This window comes from Streptomyces sp. NPDC037083, from assembly GCF_055606485.1.
In genome coordinates, this window is the sequence record NZ_JBVJSQ010000016.1 from 261017 (window position 1) to 277057 (window position 16041).

Here is a 16041-nt window from a genome sequence, read left to right on the forward strand (position 1 = left end):
CGGGTCAACAGGCCATTTTTCACTGGGGAGTTCACCCTCGGAGGGAGATCCGTCCCGGAAAACCAATGGTCCGCATATCGAACATGAACTCCCGGACAACGGACCGTTTCTGGCCAACTTTCTGACGCGCTCCTGACAGACAGCGCAATCCACTGCCACTCTTCCCTCTGCTACTTCACAGCAACCCCACAGCAACACCCCGCTCCACGTTCCGCCTTTGTTCTGCGTACCGCCTTTGTCGTGCCCGTACGGCCCACCCGCCGTCGGGTCTCCCCCTGGCCGCGTGATCCGTGGCCGCGCAGAAGGAGTCAGTGTTGAGCAGCAGTCCCTCTCGCAGACGCACCCCCCACACCACCCCCCGTCGCGCCGCGGCCGTCGCCCTCGTCGGCGTCTCCGCGCTCATCGCCGCCGCCGTGCAGTCCGGCGCGGCGACCGCCGCCCCGGAGAAGGCGCCGCGGGCGGCGAGCCAGGCCAACCCGGGCGCCGAGTCGCTGCGCCTCACCCCCGCCCAGCGCGCCGCGCTGATCCGCGAGGCGGACGCCGGCAAGGCCGCGACCGCCAAGAAGCTGGGCCTGGGCGCCAAGGAGGCGCTCGTCGTCCGTGACGTCGTCAAGGACGCCGACGGCACCCTGCACACGCGCTACGAGCGCACCTACGCCGGCCTTCCGGTGCTCGGCGGCGACCTGGTCGTCGAGACCGCGAAGTCCGGCGCCACCGAGGGCGTCACCAAGGCCACCCGGGCCGCCATCAAGGTCGCCTCGCTCACCCCGGCGGTCAGCGCGGCCAAGGCGGAGAAGCAGGCGCTGGGACTCGCCGCCGTCGCCGGCGCCGGGAAGGCGGCCACCGACCGCGCCCCGCGCAAGGTGATCTGGGCGGCGAACGGCACGCCGGTCCTGGCGTACGAGACGGTCGTGGGCGGCCTCCAGGAGGACGGCACGCCGAACGAGCTGCACGTCGTCACCGACGCGACGACCGGCAAGAAGCTCTACGAGTACCAGGGCATCGAGACCGGCACCGGCAACACGATGTACAGCGGGCAGGTCACCCTGGGCACCACCCAGTCGGGCTCGACGTACAACCTCACCGACGGCGCGCGCGGCAACCACAAGACGTACAACCTCAACCGGGGCACCTCCGGCACCGGCACCCTCTTCTCGGGCCCGGACGACGTCTGGGGCAACGGCGCCGCGTCCAACGCGGAGACCGCGGGCGCCGACGCGCACTACGGCGCGGCACTCACCTGGGACTACTACAAGAACGTGCACGGCCGCAGCGGCATCAAGGGCGACGGCGTCGGCGCGTACTCACGGGTCCACTACGGCAACAACTACGTCAACGCGTTCTGGTCGGACAGCTGCTTCTGCATGACGTACGGCGACGGCTCGGGCAACACCCACCCGCTGACGGCCATCGACGTGGCCGGCCACGAGATGACGCACGGCGTCACCTCGAACACGGCCGGACTGAACTACTCGGGCGAGTCCGGCGGCCTCAACGAGGCGACCTCGGACATCTTCGGCACCTCGGTCGAGTTCTACGCCCAGAACTCCTCGGACGTCGGTGACTACCTCATCGGCGAGGAGATCGACATCAACGGCGACGGCAGCCCGCTGCGCTACATGGACAAGCCGAGCAAGGACGGCTCGTCGAAGGACAGCTGGTACTCGGGGATCGGGTCGGTGGACGTCCACTACTCGTCGGGCCCGGCGAACCACTTCTTCTACCTCCTGTCGGAGGGCAGCGGCACCAAGACCATCAACGGAGTCACCTACAACTCCGCCACCGCGGACGGTCTTCCGGTCACCGGCATAGGCCGCGACAAGGCGGAGAAGATCTGGTTCCGCGCGCTGACCACGAAGTTCACCACGACCACCAACTACGCGGCGGCCCGCACCGGCACGCTGGCGGCGACCGGTGAGCTGTACGGCACGACGTCCGCCGAGTACAAGGCGGTGCAGGACGCCTGGGCCGGCGTCGCGGTCGGCGCCCGCTCCGACGGCGGTGGCGGCGGTGGCGGCACCTCCTTCGAGAACACCGCCGACGTGTCGATTCCGGACAACGGGGCGGCGGTCACCTCGCCCATCACGGTCTCCGGCCGGACGGGCAACGCGCCGTCGAACCTCGCGGTGGCGGTCAACATCGTCCACACCTACATCGGCGACCTGCAGGTGCAGCTCGTCGCCCCGGACGGGACGGCGTACACGCTGAAGGCCTATGGCACCGGCGGGAGCACGGACAACATCAACACCACGTACACGGTGAACGCCTCCTCCGAAGTCGCCAACGGTGTGTGGCAGTTGAGGGTCCAGGACAACGCGGCCATCGACACCGGCTACATCAACAGCTGGAAGCTCACCTTCCCGTAGGACGCGGGCCCCGCAGGGGCCGCCCACGCCGGCCCGACAGGTGACGCACGGGACGCCGCCCCGGAGGTTCGACTCCTCCGGGGCGGCGTCTCCTTTTTGCCTGTCTCTTGCCCGCCTCCGGTTGGCCCTTTACCGAGGTCAACTCCGTTTACATTCCAGCAATGTTCACCGGACAGTCGATTTTTGGCCAACATCACTTGAGGGTCCTGACATGTACGCGCCTTGATGTCACTCTTCCTTCACCCGCCGCACAACTTCACACCCGTCTCGGTCGGCCGCCCCACGCCGCCCGGACCCCCCACATCCAAGGAGCTTGTGTGACCTCCCTCTACGCGCGTCACAAGCGCACCACCCTGGCCATCGCCACCGCCGTCGCGGCCGGAGCCCTGGTCACCACCGGTCTGACGACCGGTACCGCTGCCGCCCAGACCCCGGTGGAGTCCAGCGGCAAGTCGGTCTCGCCGGCCGCACCGGTCCAGCTGTCGGCCGCCGCCCGCACGACGCTCATCAAGCAGCAGCAGGCCGACGCGCCCGAGACCGCCCAGGCGATAGGCCTCGGTGCGAAGGAGAAGCTCGTCGTCAAGGACGTCGTGAGAGACGCCGACGGCACCGTCCACACCCGCTACGAGCGCACCTACGCGGGTCTGCCGGTCCTCGGCGGCGACCTGGTCGTCCACGAGTCCGCGTCCGGTGCGTCCAAGGGCGTCACCAAGGCCAACGCGGCCACCATCAAGGTGGCCACGCTGACCCCGAAGGTCACCACCGCCAAGGCGGAGAAGCAGGCGCTGACCGCCGCCAAGGCCGTGGGCTCCGAGTCCACCTCGGCCGACCAGGCCCCCCGCAAGGTGATCTGGGCCGCCAACGGCACCCCGGTCCTCGCCTTCGAGACGGTCGTCGGCGGCCTCCAGGACGACGGCACCCCCAGCGAGCTGCACGTCATCACCGACGCGGCCACCGGCAAGAAGCTCTACGAGTACCAGGGCATCGAGACCGGCACCGGCAAGAGCCTCTACTCGGGCACGGTCACCCTCGGCACCACCAAGTCGGGCACGACCTACAACCTGACGGACGGCACGCGCGGCGGCCACAAGACGTACAACAAGTCGCACGGCACGTCCTCCTCCGCGGGCACCCTGTTCACCGACGCGGACGACGTGTGGGGCACCGGCGCGGCCTCCAGCTCCACCACGGACCAGACCGCCGCCGTCGACGCCGCCTACGGCGCGCAGACCACCTGGGACTTCTACAAGTCCACGTTCGGCCGCAGCGGCATCAAGAACAACGGCGTCGCCGCCTACTCCCGCGTCCACTACGGCAACGCGTACGTCAACGCGTTCTGGGACGACAGCTGCTTCTGCATGACCTACGGCGACGGCGACGGCAACACCCACCCGCTGACGTCGCTGGACGTGGCCGGCCACGAGATGAGCCACGGCGTCACCTCGAACACGGCGGGCCTGAACTACAGCGGCGAGTCCGGCGGCCTCAACGAGGCCACCTCGGACATCTTCGGCACGGGCGTGGAGTTCTACGCGGCCAACTCCAACGACGTCGGTGACTACCTCATCGGCGAGGAGATCGACATCAACGGCGACGGCAGCCCGCTGCGCTACATGGACAAGCCCAGCAAGGACGGCGGCTCGTCGGACTACTGGTCCTCCAGCGTCGGCAGCAAGGACGTGCACTACTCGTCCGGCGTCGCGAACCACTTCTTCTACCTCCTGTCGGAGGGCAGCGGTTCGAAGACGATCAACGGCGTCACCTACAACTCGCCGACCTACAACGGCGCCGCGGTCACCGGCATCGGCCGCGCCAAGGCGCTGCAGATCTGGTACAAGGCGCTGACGACGTACTTCACGTCGACGACCAACTACAAGGCGGCCCGCACCGGCACCCTGTCGGCGGCCTCGGCCCTGTACGGCTCCACCAGCACCGAGTACAAGGCGGTCGCGGCCGCCTGGACGGCCGTCAACGTCAGCTGACGCTGCGGTGGACGAGTGAGGGCGGCACCCGGGAGGAAGGCATCCCCGGGTGCCGCCCTACTCTTGGCTCCCATGTCTTCGAAGGACTTCACGTACGACGAGGTCGGCGCGACCCGCGACCGTCCCGGCTTCTGCCCTCCGGGCTTCCACCCCCTTCACGTCCGCACCCGCCTCGGCGAGGGCCACGACGTCTTCCGCCGTGCCGCCGACGCGGTCATGACGTGGGAGATGCACCGCGCGCTGGGGGTCGGCATCGACGCCTCCGCGGAGCGGGCGGCCCCCGACGCCGACGTCACGGTCACCCTGGCCGGCGTCATCAAGGCCCCCTGCCGTGTGGTCTGGACGCTCGACGAACCGAGGCGGGCGGGCTGGGCCTACGGCACGCTCCCGGGCCACCCGGAAAGCGGCGAGGAGTCCTTCGTCGTCGACCGCACGGGAGACGGCACGGTGTGGCTGACGGTGACCGCCTTCAGCCGGGCCGCGAAGTGGTACGCGAGAGCGGGCGGCCCGGCGACCCGCGGCCTGCAGCAGGCGTACGCGCGGCGGTGCGGGGTGGTGTTGCGGGGGCTGTGCGGCGGCGGGGACTCGTAGCGAGGCGGGCGGCCCCGGCCGACACGCACCGCCGCCGCCCGCCCGTCCGCCTCGAGATCAGGTACGGGACACCACGCCGCAGCCTTCGTCCCGGTTCTCGGCGAGGTCCCGACTGCGGTCGTACGGGTCCGAGGTCGGCCCGGTCGGCGGCGCGCCCGTGGGCTCGGCCGTCGAGAACCGCGGGTGCAGAAAGCCGTCGTGGACGTCGCAGGCGGAGTTGCCGATGTCACGGTCGTACCGCAGGACGGTCAGCTTCCCCGGCGTGACGACGTACTTGTCCGGATCGGAGACCTCGAGGTCGAGCACACGGCGGACGATGGTGCGGGCGACCTCGGTCGGCACGTCCTCGCCGACGCGCACCAGCGGGTAGACGAAGGTGTAGTCGGCGTGCACGACGACGGAGGCGTGCTCACCGGCCTTGAACGTCATCCGGCCCCGCGTCTTGACCACATCGCCGGCAAGGCGCAGCTCGCCGGGATCGAACCGGCTGAACATCGACAGCGGGTCGTGCTTCTCGTCCGGCTTGCTCAGGGCGGTGTTCAACAGGCTCAGCAGGTCCTTCTGCCGTGGCTCGATCGACGAGAGCGCCGCCTCCGGGCGTTCGCCCCGCAGGGTCGCCGGGTCGAGGTTGGCGTCGATCAGGAGCTGCCTGGCCTGCTGCAGCGCGTGCTCCACCTCGGCCTTGGACAGCGACCCGACCGGAGCGGCCGCCGGCAGGACGACGCCGGCCGCGCCGTCGGCCCATCGCAGTGCGGGGGACCCGGCGAACGGCCGCTCGATCGTGGGGGTTCGGGGATCCACCGCCTCGGGCGCGCCGGTCGGGGCCGCGGTCTCCGGGGGGAGCGGTGACGCGGAGGCCGCGGCCTCCGGCTCGCCGGTACCGAACGGATCGCCGGGCAACAACGACGGCCGCATCGCGACGACGGCCAGCGCGATCACGACGGGCACACCGAGCACCGCCCACAGCCGCCGCTTGCGAGCAGCCCTTTCCTGCATCCCCTGCCGGGCCGGACCGGTCCGCCACCCCTGGGGCAGCTCACCGCGCGCCTCCTGCTGCCGCAGCCGCTCGGTCACCATACGGGCCCGCGCGGACGGCTCCTTGGGTGCGGAAGCGCGTATGGCTGCTTCGCTGTCCTGGACGAACTTCGCCCACTCCGCATCGGATATGGAGCTGCCGGACTCGGGAGACGCCCCACCCCCGCCGTCCCCCTTCGCCGCACCGGACCTGTGCTCTTCGGACGATCTGTCGGACACGCGCCCCCCGGCCTCTCTGCGAGTCGATTGCCGTGCGGCAGCCTATGTCAGCCCGAATCGGACGCGACCGGGACCATGGCGCCCGACCGACCGGGGACGGCCCGTCCCCCGGGCCCCCGATCACCCGATCTCCACCACCCGGGCCCAGGCGGGCGGGGATTGCGGGATGTAGGCGGGATCGTCCTCGTCGTAGGCGGTCGGGCTTCGGGGGAAGAGGCCCACCACCGTGCGGCACGGCGGACGGGTGCTCGGCCAGGGGGTCTGGCCGTCGGTGAGGGCGACGACGACGTCGGGGCGGGGGTGGGAGCGCAGGGCCCGGGTGAAGCCCGCGCGCAGGTCCGTGCCCCCGCCGCCCAGGAGAGGGATGCCCTCACCGCGGCACAGGGGGTGCGCGATGTGTGCCGCCGCGTCGCAGGGCACCACGGTGACCATGTCGCGTCGGCCGCCCACGGCCCGGGAGATCGCGGCCACCTCGAGGAGGGCGCTGCCCAGTTCGGCGTCGCTGACCGACCCCGACGTGTCGACGACCACGCTCACCCGGGGCGGTCTGCGGCGCAGGCTCGGCAGGACCGCGCCCGGGACGCCCGCCGAGCGGCGCGACGGGCGGCCGTAGGAGTAGTCCTCGCCCACGCCGGGACCGGACGCCGCCGATCGGATCGCCGCGCCCAGCAACTCCCGCCACGGCTGCGGCGGGTGGAACGCCTCCTCGGCCCAGCGCTTCCACCCCGCGGGGGCGCTCCCCCGACGGCCGGAGATGCCCTGCGCGACACGGAAGCGAACCGCGTCCCGTTCCTGCTCGCTGAGGCCGTGGGCGCCGTCCGGGCCCAGATCCCACTCCCGTTCCCGTCCGTCGGCGCCGCTGCCGCAGTCCAGCCAGGCGAGGTTCTGCGTGTGCGGGCCGAGGCGGAACCGGCCCAGGTATTCCTCCATCAGCTCGCCCTCCGGCAGGCCCAGGGCCCGCGGCGTGACGAGGTCCTCGGGCTGGGCCAACCCGTCACCGTAGGCGTCGTCGTTGATCTCGCAGTCCGCGGCGATGTTCATCCGCAGCCGTTCGCCGGGGCCGGTCAGCCCGCGCTCCCGGGCGACCCGGTCACTGCGCCCGTGATGGTCGCGCAGCAGGTGCGACACCTCGTGCACCCATACCCCGGCCAGATCCTCCACGGGCATGCGGTCCACGAACGCCGGTGAGACGTAGCACCGCCAGTGCCGGTCCACGGCCATCGTCGGCACCCGCCGCGACTCCACGGGGTGCAGGGCGAACAGCGCCGTCGCGAGGTAGGGCCGGGCGCGGGCGGCCTGCAGCCGCGCGGCGAAGAGCTTCTCGACGTCCAGGGGCCTCGGCCCACCGGGACCGAGGCCCCGCGCGGCATCGGGGGTTCTCGGGCCGTCGGGGGTTCTCGGGGTGCCGGGGGTTCTCGGGGTGCCGGGGGTTCTCGGATGGCCGGGGGTTCTCGGATGGCCGGGGGTTCTCGGGGCAGCGGGGTTGCTCGGGCCGTCGGAGGTTCTCCGGGGGCCTGGGGTTCCGGGCTCGGCCGGGTCCGCGGCCCCGGGCTGCTCCGTGCTCATCGGCCCGCCTTCGCGGCGGCCGCGGTCCGGGTCTTCGCACGGTCGGCCGCGTGGTCGGCCCGGCGGGAGAGGGTCACCACTCCGGCGAGCCTCTCGATGGTCTCCGGCACGTCCCAGTCCTCCCGGCGCAGTGCGGCGAGCGTCGTCGCGGGGACCACCACCAGATCCGGAGCGCCGGTCTCCAACGCCCGCACGAGGAGCGCCCATGCGGCGTCCCAGCGGGCCCTCTCGGGGCGGGCGCGGACCGCCGCCACCACGCCGTCGAGGACGGCCTGGCGCAGATCGCCCCGGTCGGGCAGTTCGGCGCCCGCCGGGTCGGCCAGCAGCGTCTCGGGGTCGGGCAGGTCCATCCGGTCCAGGCTCGCCAGCAGCTCGAGCCCAGGGCCATCGCCGACGGCGCCCCTGACCAGCAGGGACAGCACGTCGCGGGCCGAGCCGGCCGCCGTAGCGAAAGCGATCAGGGTCAGGGTCGTCTCCCAGCTCCGGGGGGAGGGCCAGGCTCCGCCCCGGCGTGCCTCGCTGCTGGGCAGCTGATGCACGAGCTTGGGCCGGGCGGCGAGCAGCCCGCACACCGCCCGCCGCGCGAACTCCACGGCCTCCGGCAGCTTCGCCGGGTCAAGCCGGGGCAGCGTCGCCCGGGGCCAGGTCCCGCCCAGGCCGCGTACGACGACCTCGTGTTCGTGGGTCCACTGCAGATGCACGAACCGGTTGGCCAGCGGCGGGCTCAGCTCCCAGCCGTCGGCCGCCGAGGACCGCGGGTTGGCGGCGGCCACGATCCGCACGCCGGGCGGCAGCGTCAGCGCCCCGATCCGTCGCTCCAGCACCAGGCGGAGCAGCGCGGCCTGCACGGCCGGCGGCGCGGTGGACAACTCGTCGAGGAACAGCAGGCCCCGGCCCGCCCGCACCAGCCGCACCGCCCAGTCCGGCGGGGCCATCGGTACGCCCTGCTCGGCGGGATCGTCCCCGACGACGGGCAGGCCCGAGAAGTCGGACGGCTCGTGCACGCTGGCGATGACCGTGGTCAGCGGAAGGTCGAGGGAGGCGGCGAGCTGGGTCAGCGCCGCTGTCTTGCCGATTCCGGGCTCACCCCACAGCAGCACGGGCAGGTCGGCGGCCACGGCCAGGGTCAGTGCCTCCAGCTGGCTGTCCGGACGCGGCTCGGTGGTGACGTCACGGAGCAGGGCCAACAGCTCTCCGGCCACGTCGAGTTGGGGGGTGGGCGAAGGGCCCGGTGCCGTCACCGGGGTTGCGGGCGTGACGGGGGCGGCAGGTGCGAGGGCGGTGTCTGCGGGCATGAGTGATCACCTTTCTGGGTCCGCCGCCCGAAGACGGCTGGGGGAAGTCCGGGAGAGCCCGGGAGGGAGGCCCGGGAGGGAGGCCCGGGAGGGAGGCCCGGGAGGGAGGCCCGGGAGGGAGACAGGGTGGGAGACAGGATGGGAGTCAGGGAGAGCGTTCGGGCGCGAGCCGTGCGGGGATTCGCGGGAGAGGGACCGTGGCCGCGAAGTCGCGGTCAGCGCCGTGCGCCGTGCCTCGGGTGCGAGCGCATGCGCGGAGGGCGGCGGCGGTCCTGGCCGGGTCCGGGACCGACGAGGCCGGCCCTGAACAGTCCGTAGACGACCCGGCGGCGCGCGGCCGCCTCCAGCTCGTCCCGCAACGCGCCGTCACGCAACACCGCGTCGGGGCCGAGCAGTTCCTCCACGACGGCCAGCGCGCCCCGGACGTCGCCGTGGGCCAGGCGTTCACGCACGCCGACGAGGCAGTCGGGACGCCGGTGCGCCCGGTCGATCGCCTGGAGGCAGGGCACCGGGACGCCGGTCAGGGCGGCCAGCAGTTCCTCGCGCCGGATCTCGGCCGGGTCGTGGTCCAGCGGGGCCAGCACCCCGTCGACCAGGCCGATCCGGTGCGTCGCTCCCCGGCACTCCACGAGCCGGGCGCGTCCCGCCCGGTCCGGATCCCGTGCAGGCGGGGACGGGACGTACTCCGGGACGAGCGCCGAGGCGACCAGCGGGTGCAACCGCTCGGCCCCGATCGCGCCGGAGCGGAGCAGCTCCAGGTCGGGCGGCGCCCAGGTCGCCGCGTGGGGCAGCACCGGCAGTGACGGGACCCGGCCCTTCGCAGCACGCAGGAGGAGCGCCCCCGCGTCGTCCCCGGTCACGTCCAGGAGCAGCCGTCGCCCGGCCGCCAACCGGACGAGGACCGAACCGGAGGCGCGCCCCTCGGCCCGCAGCACGATCCGCGCCTCGGCCGCCCACCGGTCCACCGCGTAGCCGAGGGCGCGCAGCTCGTCCCCCGGATCGGACGGGAACTGCCCGGACGGGATCTGCCCGGACGGGATCTGCCCGGACGGGTCCTCTGCGGGGCCGGGGCGCGGCAGCTCGGCGCCACACCTGATCCCCAGCTCACCGGCCCTGCGCGCGTCCCACAGGTGACGGTGCAGGTCGAGGCGGAACCGTCGGTCGGGGCGCGGATGGGGATGCCGGCGGTCGGCCGCCGTCGGCTCGGACGCGTCCCACAGCGCGAGGCTGACACGCTGTCCGGCGTCGGCCCAGGCCGGCGGGGTCCGCAGCACGAGATGGACCGGACGCACGCCGTCGCGCCCCGCGCGTTCGTACCGGGCCAGGGCGATGGTCAGTCCCGGCCGCAGCAGCCCGTCGGGGGCGATCCTCGGCAGGTGCCAGCGCAGCAGGTCGGGAGCCAAGTGGCGAAGGTCCGAGCGGACTTGGGCGGTGAGCTCGCGGCCGTGGCTGCGCGCCCAGACCCGCAGACCGAAGTCGACGTCGATTCCTGCGGCGGCACACGCCCCCGCCCAGTCCCCGGCACGGCGGCGGGCGGTCGCAGTCTCGATCACGGAGGCCGGCACGGCGAACTCGCGCACGCGCAGCCAGAGGGAAAGCCGGGAATCCTCGTTCGCGGTGTGAGTGGCCATCAGCACTCACCTTGCGCGGACGGGTCCCCCGATCTGTCAACAGAAGGTGTGGTCATCGCGGGGAGCATAGCCTCGGGCGCGTCGGTGCGCCCAGCGAATTACGCGCGACCGTCCTCGGGCGCTTGAGGTGACGATCCCCGCTGCGGGGAACGCCCGGGCAGGGGCGCCGAGTCACCCGATCCGGCGCCCCCTTCCGGGGTCCTCGCTAGCGCAGCACCACGCCCGCGCCCTCGACCGCCTCCTCGGACGGCACCTCCACCAGCCCCAGTTCCGCGCCGGAGGCCAGCAGCCGGTGGGCCGGGAGGATGCGGACGGTGTACCCGAAGGGGCCCGTGCGATCCAGGGCGAGCGGGCCCTCGTAGACCCAGCGGCCTTCCAGGTCCGGGCCGCCCGTCGGCTTGAGCGGGACCGCCGTCGCGTCCGTGATGCGGTCCTCCTCGTCGACGCGGCCCGAGACGGCCTGTACCTCGACGTCGTCGGGGGCGAGTTCGCCGAGGCCGACGCGCACCCTCAGCGCGAGGGTCGTGCCGAGTTCGGCGGTGGTCGTCGCCACCGACGTCTCGACGTGGTCCACCCGCACGGCGTGCCAGGACGAGCGCACCCGCTGCTTCCAGCGGGCGAGCTCACGCGCCGTGTCGGGGGCCATCGTCCGGTGGGCGTGGGCGGCCGGCGTGTAGAGCCGTTCCACGTACTCGCGGACCATGCGTCCCGCCAGCACCTTCGGGCCGAGCAGGCTGAGCGTCTGACGGACCATCTCGATCCAGCGGTCGGGCAGGCCCGCCTGGCCGCGTTCGTAGAAGCGGGGGGCGATGCGCTGTTCCAGGAGGTCGTAGAGGGCGGCCGCCTCGACGTCGTCGCGGTGGTCGGGGTCGGTTCCGGCGCCGTCCGCGGTGGGGATCGCCCAGCCGAAGTCGGGCTGGAACCACTCGTCCCACCAGCCGTCCAGGACGGAGAGGTTCAGACAGCCGTTGAGCGCCGCCTTCATGCCGGAGGTGCCGCAGGCCTCCAGCGGGCGCAGCGGGTTGTTCAGCCAGATGTCGCAGCCGGGGTACAGCTTCTGCGCCATCGCCATGCCGTAGTCGGGGAGGAAGACGACGCGGTGGCGCACGCGCGGATCGTCGGCGAACCGGACCAGCTCCTGGACCAGGCGCTTGCCGCCGTCGTCCGCCGGGTGCGCCTTGCCCGCGACGACGATCTGGATCGGGCGCTCCGCATGCAGGAGCAGGTCCATCAGCCGGTCCCGGTCCCGCAGCATCAGCGTCAGACGCTTGTACGACGGGACGCGGCGGGCGAAGCCGATGGTGAGGACGTCCGGGTCGAGGACGCCGTCGATCCAGCCCAACTCGGCCGTTCCCGCACCGCGTTGGCGCCACGACGCCCGCAGGCGCTCGCGGACCTCCACCACCAGCTGCTCGCGCAGATCGCGGCGCAGCTCCCAGATGTCCTGGTCGGGGATGTCGGCGACGGCGTCCCAGCGGTCGGATCCGCCGACGCTCAACGCGTCCTCGGTGCGCTCGGCGCCGATCTGGCGGGCGCCGAGGCGCAGCACCTCCGGCGCCACCCAGGTGGGGGCGTGCACGCCGTTGGTGACGGACGTGATCGGCACTTCGTCGGGGTCGAAGCCGGGCCACAGACCCGAGAACATCTCGCGGCTGACATGTCCGTGCAGCAGCGACACGCCGTTCGCGCGCTGCGCCAGGCGCAGGCCCATCACGGCCATGTTGAAGAGGTTCGGCTCGCCGCCGGGGTACGTCTCCATGCCGAGGCGCAGGATGCGGTCGACGTCCATGCGCGGGAGTTCGGCGTCGGGACCGAAGTGGCGGGCGACCAGCTCACGGTCGAAGCGGTCGATGCCGGCCGGGACGGGGGTGTGGGTGGTGAAGACGGTTCCGGCCCGGACCGCTTCGAGCGCGGCGTCGAAGTCCAGCCCCTCGTCGGCGAGTTCGGCGATCCGCTCCAGGCCCAGGAAGCCCGCGTGGCCCTCGTTGGTGTGGAAGACCTCGGGTTGCGGGTGCCCGGTCAGCCGGCAGTACGTGCGTACCGCCCGGACACCTCCTATGCCGAGGAGCATCTCCTGGAGCAGCCGGTGTTCGCTGCCGCCGCCGTAGAGGCGGTCGGTCACCCCGCGCTCGCCGAGGTCGTTCTCCTCGACGTCCGAGTCGAGCATGAGCAGCGGCACCCGGCCGACCTGGGCCAGCCAGACACGGGCGTGCAGCTGTTTGCCGGCCGGGAGGGCGAGGGAGATCTGCGCGGGGGTGCCGTCGTCCTCCCTCAGGAGGGTCACCGGCAGCTCGTTGGGGTCGAGGACGGGGTAGTGCTCCTGCTGCCAGCCGTCCCGGGAGAGCGACTGGCGGAAGTAGCCGTGCCGGTAGAGCAGCCCTACGCCGACCAGCGGCACGCCCAGGTCGCTGGCCGCCTTCAGATGGTCGCCGGCGAGGATGCCGAGGCCGCCCGAGTACTGGGGCAGCGCGGCGGTGACGCCGAACTCGGGCGAGAAGTAGGCCACGGCGGCGGGCAGCCCGGCGGAGGCGGGCTGCGCCTGGTACCAGCGGGCACCGGTCATGTAGTCGTGCAGGTCGTCGGCCGCGGCGGCGAGCCGGCGAAGGAACCTGCGGTCCTCGGCGAGTTCGGCGAGGCGTGCCGGGCGCACGCCGCCGAGCAGTCTCACCGGGTCGCCGTCCGAGAGCGCCCAGCGCTCGGGGTCGACGGACTGGAAGAGGTCACGGGTCTCCGCGTGCCACGACCAGCGCAGATTGCGGGCGAGGTCGCTGAGTGGCAGGAGAGGTTCGGGGAGGAGGGGTCGGACGGTGAATCGACGGATCGCCTTCACATTCCACCTCGGCGTGGCGCGTTCGCTGGATGGACGCACGGCGGTGTGCGTCCACGTCTTTGAAGACGGTACCGGCGTCGGCGTCGGCCTCGCTGGGGGCCGCGCCCCCGGACCCCGGCATCGTCCCCGAAAGAGCCTCGTCCGAGGCTCGTCCTCAGGCGCCGGACGGACTGAAGGACTTTCCGCGTGCCCCCGACAACGGGCCGAAAACCCTGTTTCGCCCCCGGAGGCCACCTTGTGGCGCTTCGCGCACCGCGAGAGGCTGCGCAGTGGCGCGCCCGGCGGGGCCGGAGCGCGCCGAGTCGAGGAGGGGAACTCGAACCATGGCACGGACGCGACCACGGCGTCGGCGCCGGGCGGGGGGCCTGACCGCGGTCGCGACGACCGTCGTGCTGTCGGCCGTCACCCTGCCCGCGCACGCCGTACCGGAGGGGAAGGTCCTCGGCGCCGGTCTGCCCGGCTCCGTCGGCGGAAGCTATCTCGTGACGCTGAAGCGGGGGACCCCGGCGTCGTCGGCGACCGGACGTCGCCTCGCCGGCGCGTACGGGGCGGGAATCAGCCACGTCTACGGCACGGTCCTCAACGGGTTCGCGGTGCGCGCCGACGAGAGACAGGCCCGGCGGCTGGCGGCGGACCCGCGGGTGGCCTCGGTCGTCCAGGACACCCGGGTGACGCTGGACGCCGTCGGCGGGACTCCGCCGCCCTGGGGCCTGGACCGGGTCGACCAGCCGAGCCGCCCGCTGGACGCCGGCTACGAGGCGCCGGGGTCCGCGGGCGCCGGCGTCACGGTGTACGTGATCGACACCGGCGTCCGGGTCACGCACGACGACTTCGGCGGCCGGGCGAGCTACGGATGGGACTTCGTCGGCGGTGACCGGGTCGCCGCCGACGGCAACGGGCACGGCACGCACATCGCCGGCATCGCGGCGGGCACGCACCTGGGCGTGGCGCCGAAGGCCAAGGTGGTCGCCGTGCGGGTGCTCGACGACGCCGGCGCGGGAACCACGGCGCAGGCCGTCGCGGGCATCGACTGGGTCACCCGGCACGCGCACCGGCCGGCGGTCGCCAATCTCAGCCTGGGCGGCGGCTACAACGCGGCGCTGGACGCGGCCGTGCGCGCCTCGATCCGGTCCGGCGTCACCTACACCGTCGCCGCGGGCAACGGGGGACGGCCCGCCGCCCTGCACTCCCCGGCCGCCGTGCGGGAGGCCGTCACGGTCGGCGCCACCGACCGCGGTGACGCCAGGGCGGGCTTCTCCGACTACGGTTCGGCCCTGGACCTGTTCGCGCCGGGAGTGTCGATCACGTCCGCCTCCCGTGCGAGCGACACCGGCCGGGCGACGCTCTCCGGTACGTCGACGGCGGCGCCGCACGCGGCGGGCGCGGCCGCGCTGTATCTCGCCGACCATCCCCGGGCCACGCCCGCGCAGGTCGCGAAGGCGCTGGTCGCGGGGGCGGCGAACGGCAAGGTGTCCGGCCGCGGGCCCGGATCGCCGGACAAGCTCCTGCAAGTCCCACCGTTCACGTGACGGACGTCCGAAAACCGGCTCCGTTCGTCCCGGGCGGAGCCGGTGTTGTGTGAAGACATGCACCCGAGTAGTTAACAAAGCGCCGGATTGCTCACCCGAATAGGGTGGAAGGCTCCTCCGGTACTCACTCGCAGGACCCACCTCCCCACATCCATCCGCCTACCCCCGTTGATGCGGACAGGAGCGGTCATGCCAGCCAGGCACCACCCGTCATCACCCCCGACGCCCCGTACCGAGAACGGCAGGAACGCCGTCAGCGGCAAGCAGGGAAAGACCGGCAAGAGCAGCAAGAGCAGCAAGACCGGCAAGAAGCCCAAGAGCGCCGAGAGCGCCGACCCGACCCGGACCGTCGAGGAGACGCCGGGCGGCCGCGCCGGGCACGCCACGGCCGTCGGGCGCATACCCGTCCTCGACGTCCGCCCCCTGGTCCAGCAGGGACGCCGGCCCGCCAAGGCGGTCGTCGGCGAGACGTTCGAGATCTCCGCGACCGTGTTCCGCGAGGGGCACGACGCCGTCGCGGCCAACGTGGTCCTGCGGGATCCGGACGGCAAGCCCGGGCCGTGGACCCCGATGCGTGAACTCGCCCCCGGCACCGACCGCTGGGGCGCGGAGGTCACGCCGGACGCCACGGGCCGCTGGACGTACACCGTGGAGGCGTGGGGCGATCCGGTCGCCACCTGGCGGCATCACGCCCGGATCAAGATCCCCGCCGGCATGGACACCGAGGCGGTCCTCGAAGAAGGCGCACGCCTGTTCGAACGGGCGGCCGCCGGAGCGCCCGAGGGGCCGGCCCGCACCGTGGTGCTGACCACGGTCGAGGCCCTGCGCGACGAGACCCGTCCGGCCGTCTCCCGGCTGGCCGCCGCGCTGACGCCGGAGGTGGAGGACGTCCTCGACCGGCATCCGCTGCGGGACCTGGTCACCGCCTCGGAGCCGCTGCCCCTGCTGGTGGAGCGGGAAAGGGCTCTTTACGGGGCCTGGTACGAGTTCTTCCCCC

General features: G+C 72.9%; 10 protein-coding genes. 5 read left to right on the plus strand and 5 right to left on the minus strand.

All coding sequences use genetic code 11. The annotated features are described in order from the left end of the window. Nucleotides 1-311 precede the first annotated feature (311 nt). The 3 genes from ACZ7DE_RS35195 (at nt 312) to ACZ7DE_RS35205 (ending at nt 4939) form a co-directional block, all read left to right on the plus strand. A complete protein-coding gene (locus ACZ7DE_RS35195) occupies nt 312-2366 on the plus strand; it encodes a M4 family metallopeptidase (RefSeq protein ID WP_470768428.1) in 2055 nt (684 codons plus the stop codon). Between the two features lie 317 nt (nt 2367-2683). Next, complete coding sequence (locus ACZ7DE_RS35200) at nt 2684-4348, plus strand: M4 family metallopeptidase (protein WP_470768430.1); 1665 nt, start codon at nt 2684-2686, stop codon at nt 4346-4348. A 72-nt stretch (nt 4349-4420) separates the two neighbouring features. Next, a complete protein-coding gene (locus ACZ7DE_RS35205) occupies nt 4421-4939 on the plus strand; it encodes a DUF1990 domain-containing protein (RefSeq protein WP_470768432.1) in 519 nt (172 codons plus the stop codon). Between the two features lie 57 nt (nt 4940-4996). Here the strand turns inward: ACZ7DE_RS35205 and ACZ7DE_RS35210 are convergent, their stop codons facing one another. The 5 genes from ACZ7DE_RS35210 to ACZ7DE_RS35230 form a co-directional block, all read right to left on the minus strand. Beyond that, complete coding sequence (locus ACZ7DE_RS35210; RefSeq protein ID WP_470768434.1) at nt 4997-6193, minus strand: hypothetical protein; 1197 nt, start codon at nt 6191-6193, stop codon at nt 4997-4999. A 120-nt stretch (nt 6194-6313) separates the two neighbouring features. Beyond that, the gene (locus tag ACZ7DE_RS35215; protein ID WP_470768436.1) at nt 6314-7759 is read right to left on the minus strand and encodes a vWA domain-containing protein; all 1446 of its coding nucleotides are present in this window, start codon (nt 7757-7759) and stop codon (nt 6314-6316) included. After that, nucleotides 7756-9054 (minus strand): AAA family ATPase, encoded by a 1299-nt coding sequence (locus tag ACZ7DE_RS35220; RefSeq protein WP_470768438.1) that lies wholly within the window; start codon nt 9052-9054, stop codon nt 7756-7758. Before ACZ7DE_RS35220 ends, ACZ7DE_RS35215 begins: the two co-directional genes overlap by 4 nt. 215 nt (nt 9055-9269) lie before the next feature. Further along, nucleotides 9270-10685 (minus strand): hypothetical protein, encoded by a 1416-nt coding sequence (locus tag ACZ7DE_RS35225; protein WP_470768440.1) that lies wholly within the window; start codon nt 10683-10685, stop codon nt 9270-9272. A gap of 205 nt (nt 10686-10890) precedes the next feature. After that, a complete protein-coding gene (locus tag ACZ7DE_RS35230; protein WP_470768442.1) occupies nt 10891-13515 on the minus strand; it encodes a glycosyltransferase family 1 protein in 2625 nt (874 codons plus the stop codon). A gap of 323 nt (nt 13516-13838) precedes the next feature. Here ACZ7DE_RS35230 and ACZ7DE_RS35235 point away from each other — a divergent pair, with 323 nt between their 5' ends. Further along, a complete protein-coding gene (locus ACZ7DE_RS35235; RefSeq protein ID WP_470768444.1) occupies nt 13839-15044 on the plus strand; it encodes a S8 family peptidase in 1206 nt (401 codons plus the stop codon). 189 nt (nt 15045-15233) lie between these two features. Then, nucleotides 15234-16041: maltotransferase domain-containing protein (locus tag ACZ7DE_RS35240; protein ID WP_470768446.1), on the plus strand; the 808-nt coding region annotated here is incomplete at its 3' end.

What these genes read in the sequence shown, in the direction of transcription:
- ACZ7DE_RS35205 (WP_470768432.1), top strand. Translation starts at nt 4,421, where the DNA reads ATGTCTTCGAAGGACTTCACGTACGACGAGGTCGGCGCGACCCGCGAC.
- ACZ7DE_RS35215 (WP_470768436.1), bottom strand. Translation starts at nt 7,759, where the DNA reads ATGAGCACGGAGCAGCCCGGGGCCGCGGACCCGGCCGAGCCCGGAACC.
- ACZ7DE_RS35220 (WP_470768438.1), bottom strand. Translation starts at nt 9,054, where the DNA reads ATGCCCGCAGACACCGCCCTCGCACCTGCCGCCCCCGTCACGCCCGCA.
- ACZ7DE_RS35225 (WP_470768440.1), bottom strand. Translation starts at nt 10,685, where the DNA reads ATGGCCACTCACACCGCGAACGAGGATTCCCGGCTTTCCCTCTGGCTG.
- ACZ7DE_RS35235 (WP_470768444.1), top strand. Translation starts at nt 13,839, where the DNA reads ATGGCACGGACGCGACCACGGCGTCGGCGCCGGGCGGGGGGCCTGACC.